This window comes from Curtobacterium sp. ME26 (assembly GCF_903970945.1).
In the GTDB taxonomy this organism is placed as follows: Bacteria; Actinomycetota; Actinomycetes; order Actinomycetales; family Microbacteriaceae; genus Curtobacterium; species Curtobacterium citri.
Window position 1 is genome coordinate 15,275 of the sequence record NZ_CAJCKG010000035.1, and the last position, 15,601, is coordinate 30,875.

Genomic DNA, 15,601 nt, shown 5'->3' on the forward strand with positions numbered 1-15,601 from the left:
CTCCCCCGTAACGACGCTGAAACACCCGTTCCCTACCGTTGCCGCAACGACCCGATCCGGTCCGACCCGATCCGATCCGATCCGACAGAGGAGGCCCCGTGGCACGCACGACCGCACCCCGAGCGGCGTCCCGACGTGCTCGCGGGGCGTGGAACCGCGGGATGATCGCGCACGGCCGACGGCCGCAGGTGTCCCCCGACCCCTCGCCCGTCATCCCGATCGGACCCTCGCATGGACCTCGTCACCGTCCGCACCGTGCGGACACCGTCGCACCGCGACGACCTCGCCCTCGCCCCCGGTGAGCAGCCCCTCGCCGGCGGGACCTGGCTGTACTCCGAGGAGCAGCCGGGCACGACCGGCCTCGTCGACCTGACGACGCTCGGCTGGCCCGACGCGGAACGGACGCCCGACGGTCTGCGCCTCGGCGCCACCTGCACGCTCGCGGCACTGCTGCGCGTGCGACCGGAGCCGGACTGGCGTGCCTGGCCGCTCGTCGACCGGTGCGTGAACGCACTGCTGGCGTCGTTCAAGGTCTGGAACGCGGCGACCGTCGGCGGCAACGTCGCCACCGCGCTGCCGGCCGGGGCGGTCACCGCGCTGCTCGTCACCCTCGACGCGACCGCCGTGGTGTGGACGACGGACGGCGGGGAGCGTCGACTGCCGGTCGCGGACCTCGTGACCGGACCGCGCACCACCGCACTCAACCCGGGCGAGGTCGTCCGGGCCTTCGACGTGCCCACGGCGGCGCTCCGCGGGACGACCGGCTTCCGCCGGGTGTCGCTCAGCCCGCACGGGCGGACCGGGACCCTCGTCACGGCTCGACGGGATGCCGACGGCTTCGTGCTCGTCGTCACCGGCGGGACCCCGCGCCCACTCGTGCTGCGGTGGGACACGATCCCGGCGACGGCCGAGGTGGACGCCGCCCTCGCAGCCCACGACGACTGGTACGACGACCCGCACGGCTCCCCGGACTGGCGGCGAGCGGTGTCCCGACGCTTCGCCGTCGAACTCGTCGCCGAGGCGGCCGGCGCCGCCGCCGCCGCGACCGACGCTGCCGACGGGAGTGCCCGATGAGGCTCACGATCGACGGCACCGAGCTCGACACGAGCCCGCAGCCCGGACAGGTGCTCCGCACGCTCCTCCGCGAGCACGGCGTCACCGCGGTGAAGAAGGGCTGCGACGCAGGCGACTGCGGTGCGTGCTCGGTGCTGCTCGACGGCGTGCCCGTGCACTCCTGCATCACGCCCGCGCACCGGCTCGAGGGCCGCACGGTGACCACCGCCGCGGGCCTCGGCACCCCGGAGGACCCGCACCCGGTGCAGCGAGCGTTCGCCGAGGCGCCGGGCTTCCAGTGCGGCTTCTGCACGGCCGGGTACGTCGTCACCGCCTCGGCGCTCGACGAAGACCAGCTCGCCGACCGGCACCGGGCGCTCAAGGGCAACGTCTGCCGGTGCACCGGCTACCGCGCGATCGAGGACGCCCTGGACGGGGTGCGCAACACCGCGTGCGCCTCCGCCGGGGACGCCGTCGGCACGTCGGTCGCGGCGCCGGCGGCGATGCGCATCGCCACGGGCCAGGAGGAGTACACGCTCGACGTCCGGCGGACCGAAGCGCTCCTCCACCTCGCGGTCCTCGGCAGCCCGCACGCGCACGCCCGCGTCACCGCGATGGACACGAGCGCGGCCGAGGCGCTGCCGGGGGTGCACGCCGTGCTCACCCACCGCGACGACCCGGGCGTGCTGTTCTCGACCGGGCGCCACGAGTCGCGGCTCGACGACCCCGACGACACCCGGGTGTTCGACACCGTGCTGCGCTTCCGCGGGCAGCGGGTCGCGGCCGTCGTCGCCGACAGCGTCCGCACCGCCGAGCAGGCCTGCGCCCTGCTCCGGGTCGAGTACGAGGTGCTGCCGAGCGTGCACGACGTCGACGCCGCCCGGCTCCCCGGCGCACCGCTCCTGCACGGCGACAAGACCGCCGAGGAGCACCGGATCGCCGACCCGGGCCGGAACGTGGTGGCCGCCCTGCACGGTGGGACCGGTGACCTCGAGGCCGCCCTCGCCGCGTCCGCGGTGACGGTCGAGGGCACCTGGTCGACGGGCCGCGTCTCCCACGCCGCGCTCGAGACGCACGCCACCCGCGGATCGCTGGACCGGGACGGGAGGCTCGTGCTCCGGACCGCCACGCAGGTCCCGTTCCTGGTCCGCGACGAGGTCTCTCACGTCTTCGGTCTCGACCCCTCGCGTGTGCGCGTGGTCGCCAAGCGGGTCGGCGGCGGGTTCGGCGGCAAGCAGGAGATGCTCACCGAGGACCTCGTCACGCTCGCCGTCCTCCGCACCGGACGCGCGGTGCAGTACGAGTTCAGCCGCCGCGACGAGTTCACGATCGCGCCGACGCGGCACCCGATGCGCGTCCGTGTCCGTCTCGGTGCGGACGCGTCGGGACGACTGACCGCGATGCACGTCGACCAGACGATGGACACCGGCGCGTACGGCAACCACGGCGTCGGCGTCATGTTCCACTCGGTGAGCGAGTCGGTCGCCGTGTACCGCTGCCCGGTCAAGCGCGTGGACGCGGAGTCCGTGTACACGAACAACCTGCCGTCGGGCGCGTTCCGCGGGTACGGCCTCGGCCAGGTCGTGTTCGCGATCGAGTCCGCGATGGACGAGCTCGCCCGACGCCTCGGCCTCGACCCGCTCGAGTTCCGGCGGCGCAACGTCGTCGTCCCCGGCGACCCGCTCGTCGTCACCGACCCGGACGAGCAGGACGACCTGCGCTGGGAGGGCAGCTACGGCCTCGACCAGTGCATCGACCTGGTCGAGGACGCGCTCCGTGCTCCCTTGCCCGAGGTCCCCGCGATGGACGGGCCGCCGCTCGACGACTCGGCCGTCGACGGAACGGGGGACTGGGCGTTCGGCACCGGCGTCGCCCTCGCGGCGATCGCCACCATGCCGCCCCGCGGGCACCACGCCCACGCCTCGGTCGAGGCCACCGAGGACGGCCGCTACCGCATCGGCGTCGGCACGGCCGAGTTCGGCAACGGCACCACGACGGTGCACACGCAGCTCGTCGCCACGGCGCTCGGCACCACGCCCGACCGGGTCGACGTCCACCAGTCCGACACCGACGCCGCGCGGTACGACACCGGTGCGTTCGGTTCGGCCGGGGTCGTCGTCGCGGGCAAGGCGCTGTACGCCGCGGCGCTGGACCTGCACGACCAGATGACGGCGCGCGCGCTGACGATCGTGGCCGCCCGGACCCCGCGGAGCGCCGTCGGCCCGCTCGGCCCCGCGGTCGCGGTGCTGCCCGACGGCGTCCGCATCGGCGGCGAGCTGGTCGGGCACGCCGAGCTCCTGGCCGACGGCCCCCTCGTCGCGCACGGCAGCCACGACGGGACCCCGCGGTCCCTGGCCTTCACGGTGCACGGTGCCCGGGTCGCGGTGCACCGGCCGACGGGCGAGGTCCGGGTGCTCCACAGCGTCCAGGCGGTGGACGCGGGCACGGTCCTCAACCCCGAGCAGCTCCGCGGCCAGGTGGAGGGCGGCGCCGCACAGGCGATCGGTTCGACGCTGTACGAGGAGGTCGTGCTCGACGCCGAGGGCCGGGTCACCACCGACGCGTTCCGCTCCTACCGGGTGCCGAAGATCTCGGACGTGCCGCGCACCGAGGTCCGGTTCGCCGTCACCTCCGACCCGCTCGGACCGCTCGGTGCGAAGTCGATGAGCGAGGCGCCGTACAACCCGGTCGCCCCGGCCGTCGCGAACGCGGTGCGGGACGCGGTCGGGGTCCGCCCGTACCGCCTGCCGATGACGCGCGACCGCGTGTGGGCGATGCTGCAGGACGCGGCAGCGGACGCGGCAGTGGACGCGACGACGACCGACGCGACCGACGCCGGAGGTGCGTGATGTTCGAACTGGCACCGCGCCTCCTGGCCGTCCTCGAGACCGGCGACCCCGTCGTCGTCGCGACGGCCGTCGCGATGTCCGGCAGCGCACCGAGCGGGGTGGGCACGTCGATGGCGGTCCTGCCCCGCAGTCAGGTCGTCGGCACGATCTCCGGCGGCTGCGTCGAGGGGTCGTTGTTCGTGACCGCCGAGCAGGTCCTCGAGGACGGCGTCCCCGTGCTCGAACGGTTCGGCTTCGACGAGGACCCGGACGACCCGGACGCCGTGTGGGCACCGGCACTCCGCTGCGGAGGGCGGGTCGAGGTCCTCGTCCGCCGGATCGCACCCGGCGACCCCGTGGTCGACGCCCTCCGCCGGGCGGCGTCGGGCGTCCCGACGTCGCTCGCGCTCTCGCTCGACCCGGTCACACTCGGCGAGGTCGTCACCGCTCCGGACGGCTGCCGGGGCCGGGTCTTCGTCGAACGTGCCGACGCCCGACCGCGCTGCATCGTGGTCGGTGCCGTGGAGTCCGCCGTCGCGGTCACGAACGCCGCGGCGGTGCTCGGCCACGCGGTGACCGTGGTGGACCCGCGGCCGGTGTTCCTGACGGACGAGCGGTTCCCCGCCGCGGACGAGCGGATCGTCGGGTGGCCGACACGGGTGCTCGAGGGGCTGCCGATCGACGCGTCGACCACCGTCGTGGTGCTCTCGCACGACGACCGGTTCGACGCCGCCGTGATCGACCTCGCGCTCCGACGGGGCGCCGGCTACGTCGGGGCGATGGGCTCCCGGGCGACGCACGATCGGCGACTCGCGGCGCTGCACGCGCTCGGGACGCCGGACCTGGAGCGCCTGCGGTCCCCGATCGGCCTCGACATCGGCGCGGAGACCCCGGCGGAGCTGGCCGTCGCGATCATGGCCGAGGTCGTCGCGGTGCGCCGGGGCGCTCCCGGTGGCGCGCTCGCCGACGGCTCCGGCCCGATCCACCGGCGCGCGGTCCGCGTCTGACGCCGGGCACCCTCCGAACCACGGATCCGACGTCGAACCGCCCGCGGCGGGTCGTTCGACGTCGGGATCCTGGTTCGATCCGGCGGGGACCGAGGACCGGGGGCGCGGTCGGGTGCGCGGACGGTGTGCGGACGCTCCGATCGTATGATCATTGGAGGCGCCGAGACGCCGTGCTCGCCTGACGCTCAGCTCACGGGCGTGCGCGCGAGCCGCTCGCCGAGACGGGCGGCGATCTCGCGCTCGTCGCCCGTCACGAGCCGGTAGTCACGCACCACCACGCGCCCACCGACGACCACGTGCCGCGGTCGACGGCCCGGGGACGCCCAGAGCAGCCCCGCGACAGGGTCCGCCACGCCCGCGTCCGCCACCCCGGAGACGTCCCACACGCACAGGTCGCCGGCGGTCCCCTCCCCGAGGTGCCCGAGCTCGGGCCGTCCGAGCCCCGCGGCCGACCCCTCGGTCATCATCCCGAGCACCTGGCGCGCGGGCAGCTGCGGCCCGACGAGCGCCGACACCTGCATCGCGAGCCGGCCGTCCGCGAGCAGGTGCCCCGCGTCGTTGCTGCCCCCGCCGCTCGTCCCGAGTCCGACCGGGATCCCGGCCGCCGCGAGCGCTGCGACGGGGGCGATCCCCCACCCCATCGGCACGTCGCACCCGGGTGCGTGCGTCGCGGTCACGCCGGCCGCCGCGAGCCGACCGATCTCGTCGTCCGTCACGTCGCAGAGGTGCGCGATCGTGACGTCCGGCGCCAGCCATCCCCACTCCTCGAGCAGGTCCAGCGGTCGGCGGCCGTACCGCTCGAGCGCGATGGCGGTGTCGACCTGCTCGTTCGCCTGCGTCCGACGCCGGAGCCCGTGCCGTGCAGCGACCTCGCCGAGTGCCCGGAAGGTCGCCTCGCCGTCGGAGTGCACGCCCGCCGGTCCCACCGCCACCTGCAGTCCGCCGTCGGGGTCCACCCCGCCCGCCGCCCGCTCGTGCAGCAGCCCCGTGGCGATCGCGTCCGCCGACGCCGCAGCGCGGTCGGCGTCATCCCGCGCCGACCCGCGGACGAGGACGAGCCGGCCGCCGAGTCCCCGGACGGCGTCGACCGTCGCCGCGGCGAGCGCGACGGTGTCGTCGGGCGTCGCGTCCGCGGGCCAGTTCAGGTGGTGGTCCGCGATCGTCGTGACGCCGGACAGGAGGCCCTCCGCGGCCCCGGCGGACGCCGCCAGTCCGTAGAGCTCGGGATCGTGCCCCGCCCGGCCGTACGCCGCGGCCATCGTCGGCAGCCAGTCGGCCATCGGCACACCCCGGGTGCCGGGCAGGGTGCGGAACGCCGTCTGCAGCAGGTGGTGGTGCGCGTTCACCAGGCCGGGCGTGACCACGCATCCCGACGCGTCGAGCGTGGACGCCAGGTCGCTGCCGTCGTCGAGGACCACGTCGCCCTCCCGTTCGGTCCGGGGGTCGACGAGCACGCGCAGGGCACCGGTGACGGTCAGCATGGGTGCGTTTGTAGCAGCGTCCTGTTTCCGGGTTGTGTCGGGCGGTCGACGCCGAACGGCCGGGCCTGGGTAGCCTCGGCCGGGTGCCGACGGCGTCACGTGTTCCGCACGACGACCCGGAAGGCCCCCACCATGTTCCGACGCAGCTCCCCCGGCAGCGCATCCACCACGAGCGTCTGGGCCGACTCGTTCGGACGGCTCGCGACGCGCTGCTTCCAGGTCGTCCTCGTCGTGACCGTCGCCCTCGGGACCGTGTACGCGGTCGCGCAGGTCGGACTCGTCACGATCCCGGTCCTCGTCGCCCTCATCATCGCCTCGGCCCTGCACCCGGTCGTCGGGTGGCTCCGCCGGCACGGGGTCCCGTCGGTGCTCGCGACGGCGCTCGTGTTCGTCGCGGTGCTGGCGCTGCTCGCCGGCATCCTGTGGCTCCTCGTCGCGGCCGTCGCGAGCCAGTGGTCGACGCTCCAGTCCTCCGCCGTCGACGGCCTGCAGCAGGTGCAGGACCTCCTGCACGAACTGCCGTTCCGGATCACGGACGGCCAGATCGAGGACGCCGTGGACGGGGTCGTCGACTTCGTCACGAGTACGCGGTTCGGCGCCGGAGCGCTGGCCGGCATCTCCGCCGTGACGAACGTCGTCACCGGCGCGGTGCTCATGGCCGTGATCCTGTTCTTCTTCCTCAAGGACGGGCCGGCGCTCTGGGAGTTCCTGCTCCGACCCTTCACCGGCGGCTCCTACGACCGCGCCCGACGCATCGGCGACCGCGTCGTGACGACACTCGGCGGGTACGTCCGCGGGACCGCCGCGGTGGCCGCGTTCGACGCCGTCGCCATCGGCGCCGGGCTGGCCGTGCTCGGCGTCCCGCTCACGATCCCGCTCGCGGTCGTCGCCTTCGTGACCTCGTTCATCCCGATGATCGGGGCGCCGATCGCCGGGACGCTCGCCGCACTCGTCACCCTCGTCGGGGTCGGGCCGGTACAGGCGGTGGTCGTCGTGGCGATCGTCGTGCTCGTCAACCAGATCGAGGGCAACTTCCTGCAACCCGTGCTGATGGGCAAGACCCTCCGGCTGCACGGGCTGGTCATCCTGGTCGGGCTGACCGCGGGGACCGTGCTCGGCGGGGTCACCGGGGCCCTGCTCGCCGTCCCCCTGATCGCCGCCGCCTGGGGCGTCGTGCAGGTCTGGAACGGCGACGACCGGCCCGCCGAGGCCTGGCGTCAGAAGCGCCGCGAGACGGTGCCGGTCGGCTGAGTGCCCGTAGGCTCACGAGATGGATCGCGATGCCCTCCTCGACGCCGTCCGGGCGCGGGCCGCGGTGTCGGACCACCCGCTCGTGATCGGCATCTCCGGGTACTGCGGTTCCGGGAAGTCGACGCTCGCGCGCGGCCTCGTCGCGGCGCTCCCGGACGGCGTCCGGATGCGCGGCGACGACTTCCTCGACCCGGAGCGCTCGCACCGGCGCTCCCCGGACTGGGACGGCGTCGACCGCGAGCGTCTCGTCAGCACCGTACTCACGCCGTTCCGTGCAGGCAGGCCGAGCGACTTCCGGCGGTACGACTGGTCACGGCGGGCGCTCGGTCCGGCCGAACCGATCCCCCGGGCAGGGATCCTGGTGGTGGACCTCATCGGCTTGTTCCACCCCGAGGCGCTACCGGCGCTCGACATGACCGTGTGGTGCGACGTCGACCTCGAGACCGCGGCTCGTCGGGGCATCGCACGCGACCGACGCCTCGGACGTGACCACGAGGCGCTGTGGCACGACGTCTGGCTGCCGAACGAACTGGACTTCGCTGAGCGGTTCCGTCCGCAGGCTGCCGTCGACGCCCGCGTCGACTGCGCGTCCAGCGTCCGAGATGGGTCTCGACGCCCGGAGTCGGCGTCACCGTCGTGACGCGCGCCGGTGCGCTCGACGCCGACGCACCGGCTACGGACGGCTGGACGGGACGGTCGCGCGGAGCCCGCTGCTCCGCCGCTCGATCTCGGCCAGCGCGAGCACCGTCTCCGGGTCCCGCTGCCGCCACCGGTCCACGACGTCGGCACCGAGCCTGCCGACCGCGTCCCGCGTCGTCAGCGCCCGGACGGCGAGCAGTTCCGTGCCGTCGGGCTGCTGCGCCAGTCGTCGGGTCGCGGACGCCCGGCGGATGAAGCCGCCCCGGTACCGGAGCCAGACCGCGACCAGCACGACGACGAGCACCACCGCCAGCGAGGTGCCGAGCAGGTGCGCGAGGTGCAGCGTCTCCTCCTGCTGCTGCGACCCCGCCGCCGCGATGTCGCCCGCACTCCGGCTCGCGTCACGCAGCGGTCGGCTCACGGAGCTGCCGACGAGCGGGACATCGTCCAGGGCGTCGGCGGTCCGGCGGAGCTGCTGTTCGAACGCCGACCCCTGCTCGTCCACGCGTCCCCCGATGGCGGCGAGCGCACTGATCGACGCCGAGACCGCGCGTCCCAGGAGCACGGCGACCACGATGCCGCCGAGGACGACGACGTCGAGCAGCACCTGCGCCGCGGTCCGGACGGGTCGGGCGTCGTAGATCACCATGCTCCGGTCCTACCAGGCGCGGTCCGTCCGGCACTCGGAGCAGTCCGCGTCTCCGTCTCCGATCACCGGCAGGGCGAGGGCGGCCGCACCGGGATCGTCCACCCTAGGCTGCGGGCATGACACTGATCGTCCGCTCCGCCGAGCAGCGCGACCTCGAGCACGTCGGACGCATCGAGGACGAGGCCGACCGGATCCTCGTCGATCTGCTGCATCCCGATGACTGGGCGCCGGCGCCCTCCGGAGCCGAACGGGCGGCAGCGGCCGGTCTCCTGCTCGTCGCGGAGCAGGACGGCGTCGTCGTCGGGTTCGCGCACGTGCTGGAACCCGACGGCGTCTGCCACCTCGAACAACTGTCCGTGCTCCCGCTGCACGCGCGTCGCGGCATCGGTCGATCGCTCCTCGAGGCCGCGAAGGACGGTGCCAGGGCTCGCGGGCACGAGCGGATGACGCTCCGGACGTACGCCGACGTGCCGTGGAACGCGCCCTTCTACCGGTCGGCAGGGTTCGTCGAGGAGGAACCGGTCACGGCGTTCGACCGTGCACTCGCCGACACCGAGGACCGGCTCGGCCTCGACCGGTACGGCCGTCGTGTCCAGATGGTCGTCGCGCTCCCACCGATGCCGGCGCCGCACGACGTCGAGGGAGGTCCAGGGTGGAGCATCCGCGCTGCGGACCTACGTCCCAGCGTCACGGATCGGGCAGCGTTCCGTGCTGGTCTGCTGGACGATCCGCTCGCGGTGCCGTTGGAACTCCTCTGGAGCGGGGAACCCGACGTCGCGCTGGACCAGCTCGACGCGCTCCCTCGGACCGTCCGGGTCCGCGCTCTCGCTGCCGACTGTCACCGTGACCTCGGGGACACCCTCCGGGCCGTGCAGGAGTACGACCGCCTGGTCGACGAGCACGACGGAACACCGCTCGAAGCCGTCCTCCGCCAGCACCGGGGGAAGGCCCTCCTGGCGCACGGCGACGCCGGACGGGCTTCCGAGGACTTCCGACGGGTCGTGACGTTGCGCCGCGCCGGCGCCCCGGCCCTGCTCGCCTCGGCCGAACAAGCACTCGCCGTCGCCGAACGGCACCGCATCCGGATCGTCAGCCGGCGGAGCAGCCCGGACGTCCGACGGATCCTCGGCGCACTGCCCGACTGGTTCGGCGATCAGGTTGCGATCGAGAACTACGCCGCCGCGGCGGCAGACGGGCCCTACGACAGTCGGCTCGCCGTCCTCGGCGGCACGGTCGTGGGCGTGGCGCTCACCCGTCGGCACTTCCCGGCGTCCGCCGAACTGCACCTCATCGCCGTGCACCCCACGGTGCACGGGCGCGGTGTCGGGAGTGCCCTCGTCGAGAGCATCGCGGCCGACCTCGCGGCAGACGGGTGCCGCTTCCTGTCGGTGCACACCGTCGGGCCGTCCTTCGACCACGAGCCCTACGCCAGGACCCGTGCGTTCTACGAGCGGCTCGGCTTCACGCCGCTCGAGGAGCACCACGGCCTCGACTGGTCCGGCCCCAGCGTGATCCTCGTCCGTCCGCTCGGGTCGTCCGGGCCGACGCAGTAGGGTCCTTCGGGTGCGGAACCTCGACTGGGACGGGTACCCGAACGCGCGTGACCTCGGCGGTCTCCCCACCCCCGACTCCCCGACCGGCGCCACGATCCACGGTCGCGTGGCTCGAGGACCGCGACGGGAGCGACTCACCGAGGCCGGCTGGCGCGACGCGCACGACTGGGGGCTCGCCACGGTCGTCGACCTCCGCTGCCCGGACGAGGTCGGTGTCCGCGACGGCGACCCGGACGTGCCGCCCGCAACCCGCGCGTCCGTCCCGGTGGTGCTCGCCCCGACCGAGGACCAGGACGATCCCGAGTTCCGGGCGGTGTGCTTCCCGATCCTCGACTCGCCCGAGTACTGGCGGCACAACTGGCGGATCCTGCCCGACCTCGTGCTCGGTGCCCTCCGGGCCGTCGCCGACGCCCCGACCGGCGTGCTCGTGCACTGCAGCGCGGGACGCGACCGCACGGGCATGATCAGTGCGCTCCTCCTGGCGAACGCCGGGGTGGCACCGGCGATCGTCGCCGAGGACCACGCCGCATCGGTCCGCGCGATGGCGGGCACGGCGATCCACGCACCGACGCACGACCGACAGGCATCGTGGGGACCGGAGCAGGTGGAGGCGTGGATCGCGACCACGGGACCCGTCGTCGCGGAGGTCGCCGCGGACGTCGACGGTGCGTTCGCGACCATCGGCGTGGACGACGTGCTGCGCGACCGGCTGCGTGCCCTGCTGACCCGGCCCTGCTGACCCGGCCCTGAGCACCGGACGTTCCGACGGGTACGGCGCGCACCACGGGGAAACCCGACGGTGACACCCGCGAAACACGGGCACCCTAGGTTCGCCACATGTCACAGACCCTGATCCGCGCCGGCTGGGTGCTGACCGCCGCGCCCGACGACTCCGCCACCCCCGCCGCGATCCGCGACGGCGCCGTGCTGCTCGACGGGGACCGCATCGCCGCCGTGGGCACCTTCGCCGAGCTGTCGGCCGCGCACCCCGACGCTCCCGTCCGCGGCGGTGCGTACGACGTCGTGACGCCGGGGTTCGTCAACACGCACGGGCACTTCAGCGAGGGCCTCATCACGGGCATCGGCTCGCAGTACACGCTGTGGGAGTGGCTCACGGCGCTGATCGGCCGCGTCAACCCGGTGATGACCCGCGAGAAGGCCTACGCCGGGACGGTCCTGCAGGGCATCCAGCTGCTCCGGAGCGGTGTCACGACGGCGAACGACATGTTCTGCGCGGACCCGATGCCGGACGAGCCGGCGACGCCGGGCGTCGTGCAGGCGCTCGAGGACCTCGGGCTCCGCGGTGTCGTGTCCTTCGGCTCGGGCGACGTCGACCGCGACTTCGGTGCGACACCGATCCTCGAGGAGTTCGAGGCGCTGCGCGAGGCCGCGGACGCCAGCCGGTACAGCACGTTCCGGGTCGGCGTCTCGTCGATCGGCCGCTACACCGACGACACCTGGCAGGAGCACGTCGACTACGCGGTCGCGGGCGGCCACGGCGTGCACGTGCACTTCCACGAGGTGCGCGAGGAGGTCACCGCCGCGCGCCAGCGCACCGGCCGGACGGCGATCGGGCACGCCGAGGCCACGGGCATGTTCCAGGTGCCGGTCATCGCGGCGCACAGCGTGTGGGTCGACCGCGAGGACCGGGAGCGCTACGCCACGAACGGCGTCGGCGTGGCCCACAACCCGGTCGCGAACGGCATCCTGGCCAGTGGCATCGCCCCGGTCGCGGAGCTCCGCGCCCTGGGGATCCCGGTCGGCATCGGCGTGGACGGGCCGGCGTCGAACGACTCGCAGGACTTCCTGCAGGCGATGAAGACCGCTGCGCTCCTCGCCCGGGTCCGCGACCTGCAGGCCACCGCGATGAGCGCCCGGGAGGCGTTCGAGATGGGCACGATCGGCGGCGCCCGTGCGCTGCGGATGGAGCACGAGATCGGCTCGCTCGAACCCGGCAAGCGCGCGGACCTGGTCGTGTTCGACGGCGACTCCCCCACCCTGGCGAACGTCCACGACCCCTACCAGGCGGTCGTCTTCGTCGCGGGCAGCCGCGAGGTCCGTGACGTCTGGGTCGACGGCGACCTGAGCGTCGCCGACTTCGACGTCACGAGGGTCGACGTCCGCGAGGCGGTGGACCGGGCACGCCCGCTCGCCCGCCAGCTGGTCGCCGAGGCGGGCCTGGAGCGTCTGTCGGCGCTCACCGGCGGCGCGCTCGACGACACCGAGCGTCCGTAGGAGACGCCGAGCGTCCGCAGGGCGTCAGAGTTCGAGCACCAGGCGCGGGCATCCGCGCCGGGCGCGCGACACGCAGACCATCATCGTGCGGTCGTCGGCCTGCTCCTCCGGGCTGAGCACGGTGTCGCGGTGCTCGACGGCGCCCTCGAGGACGGGCGTCTCGCAGGTCCCGCACGTGCCCTCGCGGCAGGAGGAGAGCACGAAGGCGCCGGCCTCCTCGGCGACCTCGAGCAGGGTGCGGTCGGCGGGGACGGTGACGGTCGTGCCGGTGAGCGTGAGCTCGACCTCGAACGCCTCTCCGGGCGCGTCCACGTCGGCGGCGGGCTCGAACCGCTCGACCCGGACGCTGCCCGCCGGCCAGTGCGCGGCTGCCGACTCGACGGCGTCCATGAGCCCGCGTGGGCCGCAACAGTAGACGACCGCGTCGCGCGGTTCGGCGAGGAGTCCGATGACGTTCAACCGGGGGTGCTCGTCCGCGGCCGCGACGACGACCCGCTCCGGGTGCGCCGCGACGAGGTCGTCGACGAAGGCCATCCGACTGCGACTGCGTCCGGCGTAGTGGAGCTCCCACGGGGTCCCGGCACGCTCGGCCGCCTCGATCATCGCGGTGAGGGGCGTGATCCCGATGCCGCCCGCGACGAACACGGCCGGTCGGGTCGGGTCGAAGCCGAAGTGGTTCCGGGGTCCGGCGACCACGACCTCGTCGCCGACCGCGAGGTCGTCGTGCACGGCGACGGAGCCCCCGCGGCCGTCCGGCTCCCGGAGCACCGCGATGCGCCAGTGTCCCTCGGCCGTGGTCGTGACGAGCGAGTACTGGCGCTCGGTGTCCGGCGCGACCTCGAGGTCGACGTGCGCGCCCGGCTCCCACTCGGGCAGCTGCGCGCCGTCGAGGGGTGCGAGGTCGAGTGCGACGACGTCGGTCGCGACGGTCCGGCGTGCGGCGACGCGCACGCGGCGACGCTCCGGCACGGCGGTCACGAGGCCGCTCCGGCGTGCGGGGTCGCTCCGGCGTGCGGGGTCTCCTTGACCACGATCATGTGGAAGCGACCGCCGTCCGCGCTGCACCACCGGTGTCCGGTGCCGCCGCGGTAGTAGGCCGAGTCACCCGGTCCCAGGCGGAGCGGCTCCTGTCCGCGCAGGTCGAGCAGGACGTCGCCGGTGAGCACGGTGAGGAACTCGTCCTCGCGGTGCTCGAAGTACTCGCCGAGGTCGGTGTTCTCGCCCGTCCACTCGAGCGGCTCGAAGGCGTGCGGGCCGGCGTGCACGAGGAGCCGGGCCTCCCCGCTCGAGAACGGACCCCGCGCGCCCTCGTCCGCGCGGAGCACCTCGGGTGCCCGCACGTCGTGGTCCGGCCGATCCGGCGCCCCCGCGGCGAGCAGCTCGACCTGCGTGGTCCCGAGCGCGGCGGCGATCTTCTCGAGCGACACCATGCTCGCGCGGGAGTGCCCGCGCTCGACCTGGCTGAGGAACGGGTGCGACAGGCCGGTCTGCTCGGCGACCTGCACGAGGGTCAGCCGGGCGGCGCGGCGGCGGGCGCGGATGTGCTCGCCGATCCGCTGGGTCTGGTCGTCGACGACGCGGTCGGTCTCGGTGGTGGTGCCGGTGCTCACGGCGCACTCCTCTCGGCCTGGACGGGGTCCTCCGACGACCTCGCGGACGCCCTCGACGGAACGCTCGTTCCGGCTCCCCGGTCGGACCGGGACGGGTGTCACACACGGCAACCGCCTCGAAACGAGAGGGAAACACGGCCGCCCTAGCATCGGAGATGTTGATGCGATCAACATTGTCACACACGATCGAGAGGCTCCGGATGGACGCGACAGCACCCCGCACGATCGGGCTCCTGCGGTCCGCTCTGCTGCCGGACGGTCGCCTGGTCGACGTCACGATCGAGGACGGCACCGTCACGGCCGTCGCCCCGGCGGGCACCCTGTCGGCACCGACATCGACCCCGGCGGACGCGACGCTCGACCTCGAGGGGCGCCTGCTCCTCACCGCTCCGGCCGAGCCGCACGCCCACCTCGACAAGGCCCTCAGCGCGGACGCCATCCGCCCGCCGCTCGGCGACCTCGGCGCCGCGATCGCCTCGTGGTCCGCACACGCCGCCACCATGACGGTCGAGGACATCGCCGACCGCGCCCGGACGGCTGCCCTCGCGCTCCTCGCCGCCGGCAGCACCTCGGTCCGCAGCCACGTCGACGTGCTGAGCGGCCGCCGCTCCCCCGCGGACGCCCCCGCCTCCGCCGAGTCCGCGACCCGCGGTGCCCGCGCCCTGGTGCAGGTCCGCGAGGAGCTCGCGGGGCTGATGGACCTCGAGCTCGTCGCCCTCGCCGGACCGCTGGCGCCCGACGCCCACGTCGAGGCCGTCCTCGACTGCGGCGTCGACCTGGTCGGCGGTGCGCCGCACCTCGCCGAGGACCCCCTCGCCGACGTCGACCGGCTGCTCGCCCTCGCCGAGCGGTACGGCGTCGGCGTCGACCTGCACACCGACGAGAGCCTCGACGGGCCGGTCACCCTCGACCACTACGCCCGTGCCGTCAGCCGCCTGCGCCGTGACCGCGGTGACGCACGCCAGTACTCCGCCGGGCACTGCGTCCGGCTCGGCACCCTCGGCCCGGAGCGCCTGGCCGAGGTCGTCGCCGACGTCGCCGCCGCGGACCTCGGCATCATCACGCTGCCGATCACGAACCTCTACCTGCAGGGCTGGCAGCACCCCGTGTCGACGCCCCGCGGGCTCACCGCGATCCGGGCGCTCACCGACGCCGGCGTGCGGGTCGCCGCCGGGGCGGACAACGTCCGCGACCCGTTCAACCCTGTGGGCCGGAGCGACGCCCTCGAGACCGCGAGCCTGCTCGTGTCGGCCGGCCACGTGACGCCGGACCAGGCGTACGCGATGGTGAGCGAC

Annotated in this window: 13 protein-coding genes; 9 read left to right on the top strand and 4 right to left on the bottom strand. The window is 74.3% G+C overall.

Annotated elements, in window-relative coordinates; translation table 11 throughout:
• Positions 1 to 231 precede the first annotated feature (231 nt).
• The 3 genes from H7A69_RS12930 to H7A69_RS12940 are packed head-to-tail and all read left to right on the top strand — an operon-like array spanning position 232 to position 4,888.
• Entirely contained in the window at positions 232 to 1,074 is an 843-nt protein-coding gene (locus H7A69_RS12930; RefSeq protein ID WP_182047368.1) for an FAD binding domain-containing protein, read from the top strand.
• On the top strand, positions 1,071 to 3,902 hold the full coding sequence (locus H7A69_RS12935) for a molybdopterin-dependent oxidoreductase (RefSeq protein ID WP_182047369.1): 2,832 nt from the start codon (positions 1,071 to 1,073) through the stop codon (positions 3,900 to 3,902). The genes H7A69_RS12930 and H7A69_RS12935 overlap by 4 nt, the downstream gene beginning before the upstream one ends.
• Entirely contained in the window at positions 3,902 to 4,888 is a 987-nt protein-coding gene (locus H7A69_RS12940; RefSeq protein ID WP_182047370.1) for an XdhC family protein, read from the top strand. The genes H7A69_RS12935 and H7A69_RS12940 overlap by 1 nt, the downstream gene beginning before the upstream one ends.
• Before the next feature lie 185 nt (positions 4,889 to 5,073).
• Here the strand turns inward: H7A69_RS12940 and H7A69_RS12945 are convergent, their stop codons facing one another.
• Positions 5,074 to 6,369, bottom strand: a complete 1,296-nt coding sequence (locus H7A69_RS12945; protein WP_182047371.1) for an amidohydrolase family protein — start codon at positions 6,367 to 6,369, stop codon at positions 5,074 to 5,076.
• Positions 6,370 to 6,501: 132 nt separating this feature from the next.
• Between H7A69_RS12945 and H7A69_RS12950 the strand changes: the two genes are divergently transcribed.
• Both H7A69_RS12950 and H7A69_RS12955 read left to right on the top strand, forming a co-directional pair.
• The gene (locus tag H7A69_RS12950) at positions 6,502 to 7,620 is read left to right on the top strand and encodes an AI-2E family transporter (protein WP_182047372.1); all 1,119 of its coding nucleotides are present in this window, start codon (positions 6,502 to 6,504) and stop codon (positions 7,618 to 7,620) included.
• Between the two features lie 19 nt (positions 7,621 to 7,639).
• Complete coding sequence (locus H7A69_RS12955) at positions 7,640 to 8,260, top strand: uridine kinase (RefSeq protein WP_259346227.1); 621 nt, start codon at positions 7,640 to 7,642, stop codon at positions 8,258 to 8,260.
• A gap of 33 nt (positions 8,261 to 8,293) precedes the next feature.
• On the opposite strand, the gene H7A69_RS12960 is transcribed toward H7A69_RS12955, so the two are convergent.
• A complete protein-coding gene (locus H7A69_RS12960) occupies positions 8,294 to 8,908 on the bottom strand; it encodes a hypothetical protein (RefSeq protein WP_182047373.1) in 615 nt (204 codons plus the stop codon).
• Between the two features lie 116 nt (positions 8,909 to 9,024).
• On the opposite strand from H7A69_RS12960, the gene H7A69_RS17310 reads away from it, so the two are divergent.
• The 3 genes from H7A69_RS17310 (at position 9,025) to H7A69_RS12980 (ending at position 12,696) form a co-directional block, all read left to right on the top strand.
• On the top strand, positions 9,025 to 10,461 hold the full coding sequence (locus H7A69_RS17310) for a GNAT family N-acetyltransferase (RefSeq protein WP_220456254.1): 1,437 nt from the start codon (positions 9,025 to 9,027) through the stop codon (positions 10,459 to 10,461).
• Positions 10,462 to 10,471: 10 nt separating this feature from the next.
• Positions 10,472 to 11,200 carry a tyrosine-protein phosphatase gene (locus H7A69_RS12975; RefSeq protein WP_182047374.1) on the top strand — a complete coding sequence of 243 codons (729 nt, stop codon included), beginning with the start codon at positions 10,472 to 10,474 and terminating at the stop codon, positions 11,198 to 11,200.
• A gap of 98 nt (positions 11,201 to 11,298) precedes the next feature.
• Positions 11,299 to 12,696: an amidohydrolase family protein gene (locus H7A69_RS12980; protein WP_182047375.1), complete on the top strand. Its 1,398-nt coding sequence runs from the start codon at positions 11,299 to 11,301 to the stop codon at positions 12,694 to 12,696.
• 24 nt (positions 12,697 to 12,720) lie between these two features.
• Here the strand turns inward: H7A69_RS12980 and H7A69_RS12985 are convergent, their stop codons facing one another.
• Entirely contained in the window at positions 12,721 to 13,674 is a 954-nt protein-coding gene (locus tag H7A69_RS12985) for a PDR/VanB family oxidoreductase (protein WP_182047376.1), read from the bottom strand.
• Positions 13,671 to 14,306, bottom strand: coding sequence for a helix-turn-helix domain-containing protein (locus H7A69_RS12990; RefSeq protein ID WP_259346228.1), 636 nt, complete (start codon positions 14,304 to 14,306; stop codon positions 13,671 to 13,673). The genes H7A69_RS12985 and H7A69_RS12990 overlap by 4 nt, the downstream gene beginning before the upstream one ends.
• 200 nt (positions 14,307 to 14,506) lie before the next feature.
• On the opposite strand from H7A69_RS12990, the gene H7A69_RS12995 reads away from it, so the two are divergent.
• On the top strand, positions 14,507 to 15,601 hold a 1,095-nt coding region (locus tag H7A69_RS12995), incomplete at its 3' end, for an amidohydrolase family protein (protein ID WP_182047378.1).

Coding starts and splice junctions, on each gene's coding strand:
- H7A69_RS12930 (WP_182047368.1), top strand. CDS start 232: ATGGACCTCGTCACCGTCCGCACCGTGCGGACACCGTCGCACCGCGAC.
- H7A69_RS12935 (WP_182047369.1), top strand. CDS start 1,071: ATGAGGCTCACGATCGACGGCACCGAGCTCGACACGAGCCCGCAGCCC.
- H7A69_RS12940 (WP_182047370.1), top strand. CDS start 3,902: ATGTTCGAACTGGCACCGCGCCTCCTGGCCGTCCTCGAGACCGGCGAC.
- H7A69_RS12945 (WP_182047371.1), bottom strand. CDS start 6,369: ATGCTGACCGTCACCGGTGCCCTGCGCGTGCTCGTCGACCCCCGGACC.
- H7A69_RS12950 (WP_182047372.1), top strand. CDS start 6,502: ATGTTCCGACGCAGCTCCCCCGGCAGCGCATCCACCACGAGCGTCTGG.
- H7A69_RS12955 (WP_259346227.1), top strand. CDS start 7,640: ATGGATCGCGATGCCCTCCTCGACGCCGTCCGGGCGCGGGCCGCGGTG.
- H7A69_RS12960 (WP_182047373.1), bottom strand. CDS start 8,908: ATGGTGATCTACGACGCCCGACCCGTCCGGACCGCGGCGCAGGTGCTG.
- H7A69_RS17310 (WP_220456254.1), top strand. CDS start 9,025: ATGACACTGATCGTCCGCTCCGCCGAGCAGCGCGACCTCGAGCACGTC.
- H7A69_RS12980 (WP_182047375.1), top strand. CDS start 11,299: ATGTCACAGACCCTGATCCGCGCCGGCTGGGTGCTGACCGCCGCGCCC.